This window comes from Labrenzia sp. THAF191a, from assembly GCF_009363335.1.
Classification (GTDB): Bacteria; Pseudomonadota; Alphaproteobacteria; order Rhizobiales; family Stappiaceae; genus Roseibium; species Roseibium algicola.
In genome coordinates, this window is record NZ_CP045333.1 from 5637304 (window position 1) to 5653572 (window position 16269).

At 59.5% G+C, this 16269-nt stretch carries 15 protein-coding genes; 5 read left to right on the forward strand and 10 right to left on the reverse strand.

The window, feature by feature from the left end:
* Positions 1-111: 111 nt before the first annotated feature.
* The gene (locus FIV05_RS25895; protein ID WP_208993375.1) at positions 112-765 is read left to right on the forward strand and encodes a hemolysin III family protein; all 654 of its coding nucleotides are present in this window, start codon (positions 112-114) and stop codon (positions 763-765) included.
* Positions 766-830: 65 nt separating this feature from the next.
* On the opposite strand, the gene FIV05_RS25900 is transcribed toward FIV05_RS25895, so the two are convergent.
* Positions 831-1568 carry a L,D-transpeptidase gene (locus FIV05_RS25900; protein ID WP_173013949.1) on the reverse strand — a complete coding sequence of 246 codons (738 nt, stop codon included), beginning with the start codon at positions 1566-1568 and terminating at the stop codon, positions 831-833.
* A gap of 229 nt (positions 1569-1797) precedes the next feature.
* Between FIV05_RS25900 and FIV05_RS25905 the strand changes: the two genes are divergently transcribed.
* The gene (locus tag FIV05_RS25905) at positions 1798-2784 is read left to right on the forward strand and encodes a dipeptidase (RefSeq protein ID WP_228932992.1); all 987 of its coding nucleotides are present in this window, start codon (positions 1798-1800) and stop codon (positions 2782-2784) included.
* 382 nt (positions 2785-3166) lie between these two features.
* On the forward strand, positions 3167-3934 hold the full coding sequence (locus FIV05_RS25910) for a GntR family transcriptional regulator (protein ID WP_173013950.1): 768 nt from the start codon (positions 3167-3169) through the stop codon (positions 3932-3934).
* Positions 3935-4049: 115 nt separating this feature from the next.
* Here the strand turns inward: FIV05_RS25910 and FIV05_RS25915 are convergent, their stop codons facing one another.
* The 5 genes from FIV05_RS25915 to FIV05_RS25935 form a co-directional block, all read right to left on the reverse strand.
* On the reverse strand, positions 4050-5675 hold the full coding sequence (locus FIV05_RS25915) for an ABC transporter ATP-binding protein (RefSeq protein WP_209009792.1): 1626 nt from the start codon (positions 5673-5675) through the stop codon (positions 4050-4052).
* A 10-nt stretch (positions 5676-5685) separates the two neighbouring features.
* On the reverse strand, positions 5686-6813 hold the full coding sequence (locus FIV05_RS25920) for an ABC transporter permease subunit (protein WP_152511500.1): 1128 nt from the start codon (positions 6811-6813) through the stop codon (positions 5686-5688).
* Between the two features lie 13 nt (positions 6814-6826).
* Positions 6827-7750, reverse strand: a complete 924-nt coding sequence (gene oppB, locus FIV05_RS25925) for an oligopeptide ABC transporter permease OppB (protein ID WP_031268981.1) — start codon at positions 7748-7750, stop codon at positions 6827-6829.
* A gap of 107 nt (positions 7751-7857) precedes the next feature.
* Positions 7858-9444, reverse strand: coding sequence for a peptide ABC transporter substrate-binding protein (locus FIV05_RS25930; protein WP_152511501.1), 1587 nt, complete (start codon positions 9442-9444; stop codon positions 7858-7860).
* 222 nt (positions 9445-9666) lie between these two features.
* On the reverse strand, positions 9667-10149 hold the full coding sequence (locus tag FIV05_RS25935; RefSeq protein WP_152511502.1) for a BA14K family protein: 483 nt from the start codon (positions 10147-10149) through the stop codon (positions 9667-9669).
* Between the two features lie 203 nt (positions 10150-10352).
* Between FIV05_RS25935 and FIV05_RS25940 the strand changes: the two genes are divergently transcribed.
* Positions 10353-12164 (forward strand): ATP-binding cassette domain-containing protein, encoded by a 1812-nt coding sequence (locus FIV05_RS25940; RefSeq protein ID WP_152511503.1) that lies wholly within the window; start codon positions 10353-10355, stop codon positions 12162-12164.
* Between the two features lie 220 nt (positions 12165-12384).
* The gene (locus FIV05_RS25945; RefSeq protein ID WP_152511504.1) at positions 12385-13047 is read left to right on the forward strand and encodes an FAD-binding oxidoreductase; all 663 of its coding nucleotides are present in this window, start codon (positions 12385-12387) and stop codon (positions 13045-13047) included.
* 124 nt (positions 13048-13171) lie between these two features.
* Here the strand turns inward: FIV05_RS25945 and FIV05_RS25950 are convergent, their stop codons facing one another.
* The 4 genes from FIV05_RS25950 to FIV05_RS25965 form a co-directional block, all read right to left on the reverse strand.
* The gene (locus tag FIV05_RS25950) at positions 13172-13744 is read right to left on the reverse strand and encodes a GNAT family N-acetyltransferase (protein WP_152511505.1); all 573 of its coding nucleotides are present in this window, start codon (positions 13742-13744) and stop codon (positions 13172-13174) included.
* Entirely contained in the window at positions 13741-14298 is a 558-nt protein-coding gene (locus FIV05_RS25955) for an XRE family transcriptional regulator (RefSeq protein WP_152511506.1), read from the reverse strand. The genes FIV05_RS25950 and FIV05_RS25955 overlap by 4 nt, the downstream gene beginning before the upstream one ends.
* Positions 14299-14390: 92 nt before the next feature.
* Positions 14391-15653 carry a beta-ketoacyl-ACP synthase II gene (gene fabF / locus FIV05_RS25960; RefSeq protein ID WP_152511507.1) on the reverse strand — a complete coding sequence of 421 codons (1263 nt, stop codon included), beginning with the start codon at positions 15651-15653 and terminating at the stop codon, positions 14391-14393.
* 100 nt (positions 15654-15753) lie between these two features.
* Positions 15754-16173 carry a MarR family winged helix-turn-helix transcriptional regulator gene (locus FIV05_RS25965; RefSeq protein WP_023000044.1) on the reverse strand — a complete coding sequence of 140 codons (420 nt, stop codon included), beginning with the start codon at positions 16171-16173 and terminating at the stop codon, positions 15754-15756.
* Positions 16174-16269: the final 96 nt, after the last annotated feature.

A 16269-nucleotide genomic window follows, 5' to 3' on the forward strand; every position in this document is an offset into this window, starting at 1 on the left:
GACCGATTGGCCCTCCTCGGCGTTGCGAATTTGCTTCGTCAAATTATCCGCACGTTCAGCTGAGAGGAGTTGGACCACGCAATCGCGCTCCAAACGACCGAGGGATACTTGATGCCGACAATCAGACCGCAGACCTTTGCAGAATTCGTCGCCGACGGTGCCGTTCATGTGATCGGCATCTGCCTGGGGCTGACGGCAACCATTGTCCTGGCAGCCACGCTCTGGAACGCGGGAGACCCCGCCCGGCAGGTCACTGTCATGATCTATGCCGCCTGCCTGATGGCGATGCTGATCTGTTCAGCGCTCTACAACATGCTGGCGAAAGACCACAAGACAGGGATCTTGAGGCGGCTCGACCACGCGGCCATCTTCCTGATGATCGCGGGCACTTACACCCCTCTGGCGGCAATGATCATCGGCGGATGGACGGGCGGCGTGCTGCTGGCTGTCGTGTGGACCGGTGCGCTGGCCGGGGCCATCGTCAAGCTGGCACATCTGACCGGGCTTGATCGCCTCACCGTCCCCATCTACCTCGCGCTAGGCTGGGTGGTCGTTTTTGCCGTCAATCCGCTGATCGAAAAAGCATCCGCATTCGGGTTCTACATGATCCTGGCGGGCGGACTGCTTTATACGGTTGGAACAGCTTTCTATGCCTGGAAACGCCTGCCATTCCAGAATGCGATCTGGCACGCCTTCGTACTGGCCGCCGCGGTCTGTCATTTCTCCGCCGTCTTCCACGACGTGGCTCTGATCAAAGCCGCCTGAAACCGCTCGACAAAAAAGGCGGCACCGACAGGTACCGCCTTTTTCATTTCCATCAGCGTGACCACTTAGGCGTCCGCGTTGGGATCCTTGCCAAGCACGATCACCTTTGTCTGCAGCGGCACGCGGCTGTACAGGTCGATCACGTCCTGCTGCCACATGCGGATACAGCCCGAAGACACGCTCTTGCCGATGGAGTTCGGCTGGTTGGTGCCGTGGATGCGGTAAAGCGTGTCAGTGGCGCCTTGCCACAGATCCATGGCGCGCGCGCCGAGCGGGTTCTTCAGCCCGGGCGGGTAGCCCTTTTCCCAATAACGCTCCAGAGACGGCTTGCGGGCAATCATTTCGCGTGGAGGGCGCCAGATCGGATGAGGCCGCTTGACGCGGATCTTCGCATCGCCCGACCAGGCGAACCCTGCCTTGCCCACACCGATGCCATAGCGCAGCGCCTTGCCATTGCCGAGCGTCCAGTACAGGAAGTTGTTATAGGGATCGACGATGATGGTTCCGGGCCGCTCGCGGGTTTTGTACTCCACGATCTGCCGCCAGTACTTCTGGTCGAAATTCTTGTAGTTGATTGCCGGCCAGGTGTAATCGCCATCGGGCCATGCCGCATAGGCAGCCGCATAGTCGAACTGCTCGTCCGGCAGATCGGCCTGATCCGGCAGACCAACCAGCCCGGCGGACTGACATCCTGCTAGGCCGGCTGCCGTAAGCACCAGGCCGGCGGTCAGGAAACCACGCCTGTTCATCGCGCCACCTGCTGGCGAACTGTCACCATCGAGCGGCGAATTGGAACGCTTCATGAGACCTCCACAAATTCTGGCTCCTTCTTGAGACAGGTTTTCAACAGTTGCAAGTCACATTCGCCGAACTGCCTTACATTCTTCAGATGAATCCTTAGATTATTCTCAGCCGACCTTCTCCGGCCCACCCCACACTCAAGGTCCTTCCGTGCAGACAAACGTTTCAAAGTCGCCCTTTCCCGTCTTCGATGGTCACAACGACACACTCCTGAAACTCGAGATCGAGGCCATGAAAGGCACCGAGCGCAGTTTCTTTGACCGCTCGACCACAGGCCACATCGACATGGTGCGGGCGCAGGAAGCCGGATTTGCCGGTGGGCTTTTCGCCATGTTCGTACCTTCCAACCCGGAACAGGACTTCACCCGTCCCTTCAACCCGAAGGACCCTGCCAACTATCAGCCCGTACCGCAGAAGAGCGCGTTTGATTTCACAAAACGTATGCTGGAACGGGCCGAGCAGATCGAAGCCCAGTCGGAAGGCAATGTCGTCATTTGCAGAACCCCGGACGAGAACCGTACAGCGATCGAATCCGGTCAGATTGCCATAAGCCTTCACATTGAAGGTGCCGAAGCCATCGATACCAACCTTTATGCGCTGGAGGAGCTCTACGGACGCGGCCTGCGCTCACTTGGCCTGGTGTGGAGCCGAGAGAATGATTTCGGATACGGTGTGCCGATGGCGCACCCGGCTTCACCGGATATCGGCCCCGGCCTGACCGGCGCGGGTCGCGACCTGGTTCGCGCCTGCAACCAGCTCGGGGTGCTGCTTGATGTGTCCCATCTGAACGAAAAGGGGTTCTGGGACCTGGCGCGCATCACAGAACGGCCGATCGTTGCCAGCCACTCCAATGTTCACAAGATTTGCGAAAGCAGCCGCAATCTGACGGACAAGCAGCTTGATGCCATCAAGGAAAGCGGCGGTCTCGTCGGCATCAATTTCCACGTTGCCTTCCTGCGCAAGGATGGCGGTCATTCGCGTGACACGCCGCTTTCGGTCATTGCTGACCATGCAGCCTATCTGGTTGACCGCCTCGGCGAAGACAGCGTGGCTCTCGGCTCGGACTTCGATGGCTGTGTCCTGCCGCGCGACATCGGTGACGTCACCGGTCTGTCCCGTCTGATGGAAGAGCTCGACGCCCGTGGCTTCAATACACCGGTTCTGGAGAAGATCGCCTGGAAAAACTGGATCTCCGCACTGGAGAAAGCTGCCGACTGAACGGGGCCTTTCTCGCCTTTGATCAAGATCACTCCGCCCGCCTCGCAAACTTGTTACCATGCGTAAACAGATAGCGATTGCATTTGTGGCCGGGCGGAGAAACAATGCATTTATTGTTATTTTTTGGCAGCCGTCTAAATATTAGATCCGGAATTCCAACTGAACTGCACGTTCAAGACCCACCCTCTTCGGTGGCACAAGATGCAGGCAGGTTGCAGTATTCAGGCGGTTGTGCGTGGTTGGCACGTCCCATTGACCGTTCCTTCGCACCTGCGGATGGCCGGATGGAGAAAAAAACGCGAGATTGCAGACGGCGATATTTGTCGGCTGTGGTCTTTCTTTGCGTTGCCATTCAGACGCGATGCCAGTGGGGGGCAGCGACGTGAATGTACTACTTACCGCGGACAGACGTTCGCCGGTTCAAGCGGAAAACAGGGGCAAGCGCGCGCGCAAGTCCGATGCAGTCTATCAGGACCTCAAACGCCAGATCCTGACCGGGGAAATGACCTCGGAAAGCCCGATTACAGAACAATCCCTTGCCCAGGACTATGGCTGCTCGCAGAGCACCATCCGTGAAGCGCTCATGCTGCTTCAGGAATGCGGGCTCGTTGTTCGCCGCGGCTATCAAGGCACCTACGTCACAGATCCGAGCCCGCTGGAAGCTCGTCTGATGCTGAAACTGCGCATCGACATTGAATCGACCGGCGTCGTGGAAGCGGTCAAACATGTCACCAAGGACCAGGTGAACGAGCTCTATGACCTTGAAGACCAGTTCGAAGCCTGCCGTGACAAGCGGGACGTGTTCGGCTGTGCGGAAATAGACCGTGCCCTGCACTTGAAACTCTTCAGGATCGCCCGGATGCCCGTTCTGGATCCCATGCTGGTCAGGACCTTCATGATCCTGCAACGGGTCATGCTGTCGAGACCGCGTTCAGAACAGTCATGGACCAGGCCCAATGTGACCCCGCACCGATCCGTCATCGAGGCGCTGGAAGCTCATGATGTCGACGCGACACTGACGGCTCTTCGAGCTCATATCCTGTCGAGCGCCGTTTTGCTGGCCCCACACTTTTACGGTACGGATATCGTGGAATTGCAGGACCAGTTCGACGCGCTGCCTGTTCAGGCATCTGGTTTCAATTGGCGTTAGGGTAAGTTGACCCGACCTCCCCGCTCACACAGGCCGAGAGCCCACAGGTTGCGGGCGGTCAACCGCTTTTGGATTGACCGCCCGCGCACCCGAGATGCTGTTTGAAGGTTCGCCCTCAGGCACTTTCCATCATTTGCTGCTGGGTCAGCATTGCGGCCCCGATCAGCTCCTTGGTGTAATCGCACTTCGGCGCTTCGAAGATCGCGTCGGCGGACCCCGCCTCGACAACCTTGCCACGTTGCATCACCATCACGGTGTCTGACAGCGCGCGCACGACGGCAAGGTCATGACTGATGAACAGATAGGTCAGGTCATGAGCCTTCTGCAGGTCACGCAGCAATTCCACAACCTGCTTCTGGATTGTCCGGTCGAGAGCCGAGGTCGGCTCGTCGAGCACGACCAGTTCCGGCTTCAGAACCATGGTGCGGGCAATCGCGATACGCTGACGCTGGCCGCCCGAAAACTCGTGCGGATAGCGATTGCGCATGACTGGGTCGAGTGACACTTCCTCAAGTGCCTTGCAGGCGCGCTCATCCCGCTGTCGGGCGTTGAGTGAGGGTTCGTGCACCATCAACCCTTCGGAAATGATCTGGCCAACCGTCATACGCGGGGACAGAGACCCGAAAGGGTCCTGGAAGATAAGCTGCATGTCCTTGCGAAGCGCGCGCATTTCGGAGCGGTTCTTGCCGGTGATCTGCTGTCCGTGGAACACCACCCGGCCACCGGCCGGCAACAGGTTCAGCACTGCACGACCGAGGGTGGACTTGCCAGAGCCACTTTCGCCGACGATGCCCAGTGTCTGGCCCTTGCGCAGCGAGAAACTGATGTCGTCAACGGCACGCAACACATGCTTGGGCTTCAGGAAACCGGAATCAAGCTCGAATTCCACTTCGACCTTCTGCGCTTCCAGCAGAACAGGCGCACTGTCCGGCACCGGCAGCTTGTGGCCTGTCGGCTCCGCATCCAGAAGCATCTTTGTGTAGGGATGCGCAGGACGGGTGAAGATCTGCCCGGTCTCGCCGCTTTCCACCACTTCACCGGTCTTCATGACATAGACCCGGTCCGCGATACGGCGAACGATACCCAGATCATGGGTGATGAAGATCACCGCCATGCCGAGCCGCTTTTGCAGATCCGCCAGAAGGTCCAGGATCTGCGCCTGTGTGGTGACATCGAGCGCAGTGGTCGGCTCGTCGGCAATCAGCACGTCTGGATCGTTGGCAAGCGACATGGCGATCATCACGCGCTGGCGCTGGCCACCTGACATCTCGTACGGATAGGCGTTGATCTTGCGTTCCGGCTCGGGAATGTTGACGAGTTTCAGAAGCTCGAGGGCCTTTGCCTTGGCCGCTTTCCACGACAACCCGCCATGAACGACCATGGGCTCGGCCAGTTGCCGTCCGATGGTGTAAAGCGGGTCGAGCGAGGTCATGGGCTCCTGGAAGATCATGGTGATCTTGGCGCCGCGGATCTTGTTGAGCTTGCCCACCGGCAGGCCGAGAATATTCCGGCCTTCATAGATCACCTCGCCGCGTGTGCGCCCGTTGGACGCCAGAAGGCCCATAGCCGCCATCATGGTCTGGCTCTTGCCCGAGCCGCTTTCCCCGACGATCGCGACGGTTTCACCCGCCTCAACGTGAATGTCGACGCCCTGGACCGCATTGACGGTACCCGTCGCGGTTTCAAAGTCGACCTTCAGATCCTTGATGGAGAGGACCGTTTTCTTGGTTTCGCTGGTCATGGTCTTCTCCTCACCGGTCCTTCGGGTCCAGGGCATCGCGCAGGCCGTCGCCGATGAAGTTCAGCGCAAACAGGGTCGATGTCAGGAAGATGGACGGGAAAATCAGCATCCAGGGCGCCCCTTGCAGATTTCGCGCGCCTTCGGAAATCAACACGCCCCAGCTGGTCATCGGCTCCTGAATGCCGAGGCCAAGGAAGGACAGGAAACTTTCCAGCAGGATCACCTTCGGCACCAGAAGGGTCATGTAGACCACGACCGGTCCAAGCGTGTTCGGGATGATGTGCCGGCGCACGATACCGCCATCGGCCACACCGAGTGCTTCCGCCGCCTGCACATATTCCTGGCGTTTGATGGTCAGCGTCTGCCCGCGCACGATGCGCGCCATGTCGAGCCATTCCACGGCACCGACGGCGATGAACATCAGGATGAAGTTCCGGCCGAAGAACACGACCAGCATGATCACGAAGAAGATGAACGGCAGAGAATAGAGGATATCGACGACGCGCATCATCATCTGGTCGACCCGGCCACCGAGATATCCTGAAGTCGCCCCGTAGAGAACACCGATCGATATCGCAACGATGGTTGCCAGAAGACCGATGGTCAGCGACACGCGGCCGGCGATGAAGGTCCGGGTCATCATGTCACGACCATTGGCGTCGGTGCCGAAATAGAAATGCATGAAGTTGATGTCGGCCCTGACCGTTGCAGACTTGTTGTCCGCGGACATGTCCGTCAGCTCGGTATTCTTGAACAGGTCGCTGCGGTCAAAATACAGCACGGACCGGGGATCGATATCCCGGCTGGAGGTGACCTTGGCGACAATCGTGTCGCCTTCGCGCTCAAACGCTTCCACGGTCAGACGCGCCCGTTTGGCGGAAGACATGAAACCGGGCTCGACCTGCTCAGGCTTCGGATAGGCTTCCAGGCTGGCCGGCACCTTCACGTAGTCACGATAGACGGTGTCGTAGTGATGGGGAGACAGGATCGGACCAAGGATCGAGATCAGGCCGATTGTCAGCAGCACGATGATGGAGGCGACCGCCGCACGGTTGGCGAGCAACCGGTCGCGCGCGTCGTCCCACAGGGAACGCCCCTTCGCAGGCGCCCCGGTGGATGATGTTGCAGTGAGGGTCACAGTCGTCTCCTCCTCAGTCGTAGCGCACACGCGGATCGAGCAGCGCATAAAGCAGATCCACGACGAGGTTGAACAGGATAACAAAGCAGGCAACGACAACAACCGTCCCCATGACCAGGGTGTAGTCACGGTTGAGAGCGCCCTGCACGAAGTAGCGGCCGATGCCCGGGATACCGAAAATGGTTTCGATCACGACGGAACCGGTGAGCAGCGCTGCCGCAGCCGGGCCGAGATAGGAAACGACCGGCAGGATCGCCCCTCTGAGCGCATGCACCACCACGATCATGTAGGAGGTCAGCCCATAGGCCCTTGCAGTACGAACATGGTTGGACCTGAGCGCCTCGATCATCGAGCCGCGCGTCAGACGTGCCACGACCGCGATCTGAGGCAGCGCGAGTGTCACGACCGGCAGTACCCGGTTGACGAAAGCCCCGCCATTCCAGCCCCCAACGGGTAGCCAGCCGAGCCACACGCCGAGGATCAGGGTCAGGATCGGCGCAACGACGAAATTGGGGATCGTGACACCGAGCGTTGCCGCAGCCATGATCGAATAGTCTGCCGGTTTGTTCTGGCGCAGCGCCGCTGCCACGCCCAGGAAGCCGCCGACCACCAAGGCGAGGCAGAGAGCGGACAAGCCCAGCTGGATGGAGATGGGAAGACTTTCCGCAAACAGTTCATTGATCGAGAAGTCGCGGAAGTAGAAACTCGGACCGAAATCCAGACGGGCCACGCTCTGCAAGTACAGCAGGTACTGGTTCCACAGGGGCTCGTTGAGATGGTAGATCTTGTTCAGGTTTTCCATCACCTTTGCTTCCAGGGGACGTTCCAGATCGAACGGTCCACCCGGCGCGATGCGGATGAGGAAAAAGGAAATCGTGACAATCAGAAAAAGCGTCGGGATTGCGCCGAGCAATCGTCCGAGGACATATCGGAGCATAGGCTTTGCCTCTGTTTGTTAACGGCGGTCTTTCGGTCAATCTTGATTGATTGATGCCGCCTTGCAAGAACCGGCAGGGAAGCCCTGCCGGTCTCGATGTTGTCAGGTTATTCGGAGATGCTCATCCAGCGGGACGGATGGATGTTGAGGAGGTTGTCCTCAAATCCTGCCATCTTGTCGGAGACCAGGTTCATGGAACCGTAGTACATCATCGGAATGAACGGCAGGTCCCGCATGAAGAGCTCTTCAGCCTTCTTCAGGATGTCCGCACGCTTCTCCAGATCCACCGTGACGGCCGCTTCGTCCATGAGTGCATCATACTCAGGATTGTTGTAGCGGGCGTAGTTGAAGCCGTCGTTGTCGCTCTCGACCATGAACAGGAAGTTCTGCGGGTCGGAGTAGTCGCCAATCCAGCCGGCGCGGGCGACGTCGAAGTCCTGACGGTCACGCAGCATGGCGTAATGCGTCTTGGTGTCGGTGTTGATCAGCTTGACGTTGACGCCGAGAGGTTTCCACATGTCGGCAATCGCGACTGCCGTGTTCTTGTGGTTTTCGGACGTGTTGTAGTTGATCGTCAGTTCGACAGGATTGTCCGGGCCGAAACCGGCATTGGTCAGAAGTTCGATCGCTTTTTCTTCGCGGTCGATCTGGGACATGTCCTTGTAGTCGGCATAGGCCGGATCACCGTAGTTGCCGATGCCCGGCGGCACGAAGGAATAGCCGGCAACCATGGTGGAGCCCCAGATTTCGTCGGCCAGGAACTCACGGTCGATCGCCATGGACAGAGCCTGGCGGACGTCCGGGTTCTTCAGGACTTCGTCTTCGTGATTAAGCGCGTAATAGTAGGTGCCCAGATAAGGCGCCACGCGGAACTGGTCGCCCAGGTTCTCACGCATGAAGGCGACCTGCTCGGTCGGCGCATCGTTGTTGGTGTGCAGCTCGCCGGCCTGGAACCGGCGCAGAGCCGCGCCACGGTCTTCGGTCGGATAGAAGAAGACAGTGTCGATCTTCACCTGATCGGCGTCATGGAAATGCGGGTTCTTGACCGCTTTCACATGTGCGTTCGGCACGAATTCTGCGAGGGTGAAGGCACCGTTGGTGACGATGTTTTCGGCTTTCACGAAATCGGAGCCGAATTTTTCAACAGAAGCCGGATGGACCGGAAGGCCGGTCTGGTGGCCCAGAAGGTCAATGAAATACGGCGTCGGGGACTCCAGAGCGATCTCGAGCGTATGATCGTCGACGGCCTTCACGCCGAGTTCTTCCGGCTTGGCTTCGCCCTTGTTGACCTTTTCGGCGTTCAGGATCGGATACAGAACGTTGGCATATTTCGCGCCCGTTTCCGGGTTCATGATGCGCTGAAGCGAAAAGACGAAATCGCCGGCAACAACCGGATCCCCGTTGGACCACTTGGCATCATCGCGCAGCATGAAGGTGTAGGTCTTGCCGTCGTCGGAAACCTTCCACTCCGAAGCCACGCCTGGAATGATCTGGCCATCGGCGCCATAGGCAACCAGGCCCTCGTAAAGATCACGCAGGATATGCGCTTCATAGACTGTGGAGGTCTTGTGCTGATCCAGGGTTTCCGGGTCGGCAGTGTTGCCGCGGTGGTAGACCACCTCTGCAACCGCAGTGATAGATGTGGCAGCCATCAAGGCAGCCGCAAGCGCTGTCACACGCATGGACTTGAACATATCGCTCTCCCCTCTTGGGTTATAGTTGAAGCAAATGGAACGATAGGTCACAAGATTCCACGCTCTTTGCGAGCAATCAAGCATCCCCCAACGGCACATTTCGACCTTAGTCGCAAAAAGGCGATGTTTTTGCTTGTTTTTAAGCAATACCGGAAAATTTTTCCGTTGCTTTACTCGGCGGTCAAATAATTTGACCTCAACACGCGCAATTATGTTTCAATCCTAGCGGCAAAATCGATATTTTCCACTATGGGCCAGATACATGCCCGTATCAGGGTTGAAAGACTTGAATTTCCGCGCGCAATAGGCCGTCCACTGAGGGGTAAAGGGAGCCAGTCCGGTCTTGGTATAAGGGACACGCTGCGGTTGTCCGCGATACCGCGGCGGGTTCACATAGACCCGCGACCGGTAGGGATAGGCTCTCATGTCGTAGGGATGGTAATAGTAAGGTGCGCCATAGGGACGGTAAGGCGGGCCGTAAAGACCATAAGGTGCGTAGAAGGCGCCGCCGCGATAGCCACGATTGCCGAAACCGAAGCCGATACCGACACCATTGAAATAGATCCCGTCGGCGCGTGCGGGCGATGTGCCGGTCAAGCCGACGAATGCCCCGGCCAGACACATGGCGACAGCGGCAAGACAGATCCGAAACCGCTTGCGGGCAAGAGAGCCCCTTTCGCGTTTCGCCAGGTTCAGGTCAGACATGATGCTCTCTCCTGTCGGCGCACGCCCCGCGCCTGTTGGTCGCCCCTGTCCACACGCTGCCCAGAATAACGCATTCGGGCACCAAAATCTCTCCGATCGCGATCAAAAATGCTGGGCGTTCTTTCCGGGCCGCTTGCGCGGTTCACGCGCGGCCAGTAAACCGGGCGCCGATCCGACATTCCGACCGGGAAAACAAGACCCTCATGGCTCCACCGCTGCTGACACTTCGCGACGTTCATCTGACCTTTGGCGGCACGCCACTTCTTACCGGTGCCGAGCTTTCCGTTTCCGAAGGTGAGCGCATGTGCCTTGTCGGCCGCAACGGTTCCGGCAAGTCGACCCTTTTGAAGATTGCTGCCGGCATGGTGGAGATGGACAAGGGCGAACGCTTCTTCCAGCCCGGCCGCACGGTGCGCTATCTCCCGCAGGATCCGGACCTTTCCGCCTATGCCTCCACACTGGAGTACGTCAACGAAGGCCTGACCGAGGGCGACGATCCCTATCGCGGCGCTTATCTTCTGGAAGTCCTCGGCCTCAGCGGCACGGAAGACCCGAAGTCCCTTTCCGGCGGCGAAGCCCGCAGAGCTGCCCTCGCCCGAACGCTCGCCCCCGAGCCGGATATCCTGTTGCTCGACGAGCCAACCAACCACCTGGACCTTCCCGCCATCGAATGGCTGGAACAGGAGCTCAAGAGCCTGAAGTCCGCCCTGGTGCTGATTTCCCACGACCGTCGCTTCCTGGAGAACCTGTCGCGCACCACTGTCTGGATTGACCGCGGCGTCGCCCGCCGGCTCGACAAGGGCTTTGCCCACTTCGAAGCCTGGCGCGACGAGGTGTTCGAGCAGGAAGAGGTCGACCAGCAGAAGCTGGCGCAGAAGATCAAGCGCGAAGAGCACTGGATGACCTATGGTGTCACCGCCCGGCGTAAGCGCAACATGCGGCGCGTGCGCGAGCTTGCCGACCTTCGCAAACAGAAGCGGGAACATCGCGGACCTCAAGGCACCGCCAAGCTTGCTGCTGCGGATGCTGAAGTCTCTGGCAAGCTGGTGATCGAGGCCAAGGGCATTTCCAAGACCTACGGCGAACGTGCCATCGTCAAGGACTTCTCGACCCGCATCCAGCGTGGTGACAGGATCGGATTCGTCGGCCCGAACGGTGCTGGCAAGACGACGCTCTTGAAGATGTTGACCGGCGAACTGGCACCGGACACGGGCACGACACGGCTCGGCACCAACCTGGAAATGGTCACGCTCGACCAGAAGCGCGAGAACCTGAACCTCAACGACACGCTGTCCTCGGTCCTGACCGGCGGGCGCGGCGATACGGTGGTGATCGGCGACGAGACCAAGCATGTCATGTCCTACATGAAGGACTTCCTGTTCTCGCCGGAACAGGCCCGTACGCCTGTGGGTGTGCTGTCGGGTGGTGAACGCGCCCGCGCCATGCTCGCCCGGGCACTGGCCAACAAGTCGAACCTGATGGTGCTCGACGAGCCGACCAACGACCTCGACCTTGAAACGCTCGACCTGCTGCAGGAACTGCTTGCCGACTATCCCGGCACAGCCCTGATCGTCTCGCACGACCGCGATTTTCTCGACCGGGTGGCAACCTCCGTGATCGTTTCGGAAGGCGACGGCCTTTGGCGTGAATATGCCGGTGGCTACACCGACATGCTGGCACAGCGCGGCGAAGGCGTCACCGCTCGCAAGGCCGACAAGGCAGCGCCCGTGAAGAAGGAAAAGCCTTCCGCTCCAGAGGCTTCGCCGCAAAAGCCTCAGGCAAAATCAAAACTGAGCTTCACCCAGCAGCATCTTCTGAAAACCCTGCCGGACACGATCGAGAAACTTGAAGCGCGTCTCGAAACGCTTCAGGCGGAAATGAACGACCCGCAGCTCTACGTGAAGAACCCTGACAAGTTTGCCAAGATTTCCCAGCAAATTACTGATCTCACGAACGAAAAGGATGCTGCGGAGGAGCAGTGGCTGGAGCTGGAAATGCTGAACGAGGCGGGTTAGGCAAGCTGTTCGGCACATCAACTTCAGAAATTGATTCAACTCCGGGACTGGCCTGCTCTGCACTCCGGCACCGCGATCACATGGTCTCGGGAGCACTGGGCGCCTCACCGGGCACATTGCACCAAATCGGCCCCTATGGCACCCAGTCGGGACACCGTGTTCTGGCGGAACCTGCCGCCACCTGTCGCGTTTCCTTTTCGAGCAAGAAGGAGACGCACAGATGCACAAGGCGACCATTCTCAAGATCGATCAGGTCACTCACGATGTAAAACGCTTCCGTCTTGTCGAGCCTGAAGGGTTCGACTTCAAGGTCGGGGACGCGACAGAGATTGCGCTCGATGAAGACGGTTGGCGGGACGAGACTCGCCCCTTCACCATGACGTCCTTGCCCGAAGAGCGAACTCTCGAATTCACCATCAAGGGATACCCCGATCATGACGGGGTTACGGAGCGCCTTCACAAGCTGAAGGAGGGCGACCACGTGCTGATCGCCGATCCGTTCAAGACCTTCCGCTATGACGAGCCGGGTGTGTTCATTGCCGGCGGCGCCGGCATCACGCCGTTCCTTGCGATTTTCCGGGACCTGGAGAAGAAGGGAAAGCTGAACGGCAACCAGCTGATCTTTGCCAACAAGACCTCGGAGGACATTATCTACCGCAAGGAACTTGAGGCTATGGACGGCCTGAAGATCGATCACGTTCTGTCAGACGAAGACACGGCCGGCAGCCACCACGGCATGATCGACGCGGACATGATCAAGGAATTCGTGCCTGATCTGGACCGCCGCTTCTATCTTTGCGGACCGCCGCCCATGATGGAGGCGGTTCAGGAAGTGCTCGAGGAGCTTGGCGTCAAGCCGGACTCCGTGGAGTTCAGCGACTAACGCAGGCGTGGCAGGCCTGCTTCCTCAGCTGAGCCACCCTGGCGACTGACAAACCAGGCAAAGCCAAGCGGAGACCCGAGCCTCGGGCCTCCGCCGGCTGTACTGCGGAGCAAATCGCTTCCTCTCACCGCAAATCCTTGAAGAACACGGTTGTCGCGTCCAGATGGCCGTGGCTGTTATAGGCGTAGTCCGGAATGACGCCGACCTTCTGGTATCCGCAAGTCGGGTAGAGCTTTTCCGCTCGATCTCCGGTGACCGTATCCAGCACCAGCATCCAGCGGTTCTCGGAACGGGCAAGGCCATCGATGGCCGACATGAGCTTTCTGGCAAGTCCCTTGCGCCGATGATCCGGATGAACCATCAGCTTGGCGACGTCCGCCCGATGGGGCTGGTTGTCGGCTCCTGCCTTCACAAGCATCACCACCCCCGCAATGTCCGCCCCGTGGCGCGCGGCAAGCAGAAATGCCTCCCCACTTTCGATGGCGGGCAACTTGCTCGCCCAGAAGGCTTCCGCCTTGTCCTGCGGCATCGGCAACAGGAAGCCGATCCCGGCACCATCTTCGACGCATGCTTTCAGAAGCTGCCCCAGGGCGGGAAGCGACCTGCGCACCTCATCTGCGGACATCAGATCGACGGGAGCTTCAGGCGTGAACGGCTGGACTTGCAGACGTCCGGTTTCGGTAACGGGAAGTGTCATGGCGTGATCACCGTCAGGAAATAGCGTGCCGGAACAGATCCAGACGCGTGGTAACTGTTGGGGGCGTTGAGACGGAACCGCAGGGCATCACCAGGCTCCAGGTCGTAGGCATCCGGGCCGATGACCATCCGCAGGTTCCCCTCCAGAAGCACAAGTTGATGCTCCAGATCCGGAACCGGTGGAGCGGCATAGGCAACGGTGGCACCGGGGGGAATGCAACCTTCGATCATGGCCCCGCGATACCCGCTTGCTGCCGGCGTTAATGTGCGGCGGACATAGCCTGTCTCCGGGTCCGTCCAGACGGCCTGCGCGTCCCGAGGAACAAGGCGCTCGATCGTAGCGGAGGCCGCTCCGAATAGTTCGGCCATTGAGAGGCCGAATGCCGCGGCAAGTTTTCCGAGAACGCTTGCGGTCGGGCTGGTATCTCCGCGCTCGATCCGCGACAGGGTTGCCCGGCTGATACCGGTGCGTTCGGCCAGATCTTCCAGTGGCCAGTATCTGGCCCGTCGCAGCTCGGTCAGCCGCCGGGCAAGATCTTGATCAAGGTTCGACATCAAAAAATCCCATAAATGAGAATTTTCTCATATATGGGATTCTTGATTTTAAAAAGCTCAAAGAATGAGCAGTGTCTGACGGTCGTTTAGTTTCACACCTTCGAGAACACCGCACTGGCGTTCACACCGCCGAAACCAAAGCCATTGGTGAGGATGTGGTTGACGTCACGAGCAATGGCCTTGCCGGGGATCATTTCAAACCGGCTCATGGCCTCGTCGGCCGCTTCCAGATTGCGGGAGGGCGGCAACAGACCGCTCATCAGGGCCTTGACGCAGGCGATTGCCTCCACGGCTCCGGCAGCTCCCAGCAGGTGGCCGAACATCGACTTTGACGACGACACTGCAAGGTCCTTGCCACGGTTTTCGAAAAGCGTTGTCAGTGCAGCAATTTCTGCAGCATCGCCGACAGGTGTCGATGTGGAGTGCGCATTGACGTAACCGATTTCACCGGGCGAGAGATTGGCCGTCGACAGGGCCTGCCGCATTGCCCGCAGACCGCCCTCACCGTCCGGCGAAGACGCGGTAACGTGATAGGCGTCGGCACTGGTGCCGTAACCGGCCAACTCGGCCAGGATCGTCGCACCACGGGCGGTGGCATGGTCATGGTCTTCCAGGATCAGGATGCCAGCGCCTTCGCCCATGATGAAGCCGTCACGGTCCTGGTCAAATGGCCGGGACGCATGGGCCGGATCGTCATTGCGTTTGGAGGACATGGCCTTCGCGGCACAGAACCCGGCGTAGGAAACCTTGTCGATACAGGCTTCTGACCCGCCTGCCACCATCACGTCGGCTTCTCCCGAACGGATAATACGGGCGGCATCGCCCAGGGCCTGAAGGCTGGCCGCACAGGCAGTCACCGGTGCGCCGATCGGCCCCTTGAGGCCATGTCGGATGGAGACCTGCCCGGCAGCCAGGTTGGCCAGGAACGATGGCACCAGAAAAGGCGACGCGCGGCGAGGGCCTTTTTCGTCCACCAGCCGCGTACCGGCGGTCATGGCCGGAAACCCGCCAACCCCGGTCGCGATGATCGTGCCTGTGCGTTCCTTGTCCCTGTCGGACTTCGGCTCCCAACCCGCATGGGCCAGCGCTTCCTGAACCGCCCCCATGGCAAAGTGGATGAACCGGTCAGAGCGGCGCTGTTCGCGCGGATCCATCACTGCATCGACATCAAAGCCATGCTCGTCTTCTGCTTTGGAACGAACCTCGCCTGCAATCTGGCAAGCCAGCTCGCCTGCATCGAAGTGGGTGATCTGGCGGATGCCGTTGCTCCCGTCTTTCACCCGGTTCCAGAAGGCATCTACCCCGGTGCCCAGCGGGGAAACGATCCCCAGTCCCGTCACGACCACACGTCGCATGTCTTACCTCACATTGGTTTGCCAGCGCCCCCGCCCCGGCAGTTAAGATGTGTCGAGGCGGTTTGCCAGTCCGCCTGGAATGGAAATCCCTTTTGCCCGGCTATAGCTCCGAGAGCCGCTTCAGGGTGTCGATGGCACGCAGAAATTCATCGCTGCCGAGATGTCCCTTCACGTCTGCCTGGGCCTGCCGCCACAATGGGACGGCGGTATCAAGAAGCTCCGCACCCTTCGGGGTCAGCCGATACTGTTTGCTGCGACCGTCCCGGACAGGTTGCGATGCGACCAGCCCCTTGCGCTCCAGAAGAGCGACGTTGCGCACCAGCGTCGTACGTTCCATGGACAGCCGCTTGGCCAGTGCTGCCGTCGTCACGCCTTCGTATTTGCGGATCGAGACAAGAACGGAGAACTGACCTGCCGTCATGCCAACCTGCCGCGCCAGCTTGTCGTAGTGCCGGCTGACGGCACGTGCGGCCTTGCGCGCGTTGTCGAGAACGCAGAGCGAGAAATCGTCTTCTTCCATGCGGGCTTTGTGTGCATATACACATCAAAAGTCAAGTCACAGTCGAACGATCCCCTGCCCGGGCAATTTGTCATCAGGATATTGCGTTTATTTGCA

Excerpts from the sequence above, each read along its gene's own strand:
- FIV05_RS25955 (WP_152511506.1), bottom strand. The coding sequence starts at position 14,298 with ATGTCGAACCTTGATCAAGATCTTGCCCGGCGGCTGACCGAGCTGCGA.
- FIV05_RS25935 (WP_152511502.1), bottom strand. The coding sequence starts at position 10,149 with ATGTCTGACCTGAACCTGGCGAAACGCGAAAGGGGCTCTCTTGCCCGC.
- FIV05_RS25895 (WP_208993375.1), top strand. The coding sequence starts at position 112 with ATGCCGACAATCAGACCGCAGACCTTTGCAGAATTCGTCGCCGACGGT.
- FIV05_RS25900 (WP_173013949.1), bottom strand. The coding sequence starts at position 1,568 with ATGAAGCGTTCCAATTCGCCGCTCGATGGTGACAGTTCGCCAGCAGGT.
- FIV05_RS25905 (WP_228932992.1), top strand. The coding sequence starts at position 1,798 with ATGAAAGGCACCGAGCGCAGTTTCTTTGACCGCTCGACCACAGGCCAC.
- FIV05_RS25940 (WP_152511503.1), top strand. The coding sequence starts at position 10,353 with ATGGCTCCACCGCTGCTGACACTTCGCGACGTTCATCTGACCTTTGGC.
- FIV05_RS25950 (WP_152511505.1), bottom strand. The coding sequence starts at position 13,744 with ATGACACTTCCCGTTACCGAAACCGGACGTCTGCAAGTCCAGCCGTTC.
- FIV05_RS25915 (WP_209009792.1), bottom strand. The coding sequence starts at position 5,675 with ATGACCAGCGAAACCAAGAAAACGGTCCTCTCCATCAAGGATCTGAAG.
- FIV05_RS25930 (WP_152511501.1), bottom strand. The coding sequence starts at position 9,444 with ATGTTCAAGTCCATGCGTGTGACAGCGCTTGCGGCTGCCTTGATGGCT.
- oppB (WP_031268981.1), bottom strand. The coding sequence starts at position 7,750 with ATGCTCCGATATGTCCTCGGACGATTGCTCGGCGCAATCCCGACGCTT.
- FIV05_RS25945 (WP_152511504.1), top strand. The coding sequence starts at position 12,385 with ATGCACAAGGCGACCATTCTCAAGATCGATCAGGTCACTCACGATGTA.
- fabF (WP_152511507.1), bottom strand. The coding sequence starts at position 15,653 with ATGCGACGTGTGGTCGTGACGGGACTGGGGATCGTTTCCCCGCTGGGC.
- FIV05_RS25965 (WP_023000044.1), bottom strand. The coding sequence starts at position 16,173 with ATGGAAGAAGACGATTTCTCGCTCTGCGTTCTCGACAACGCGCGCAAG.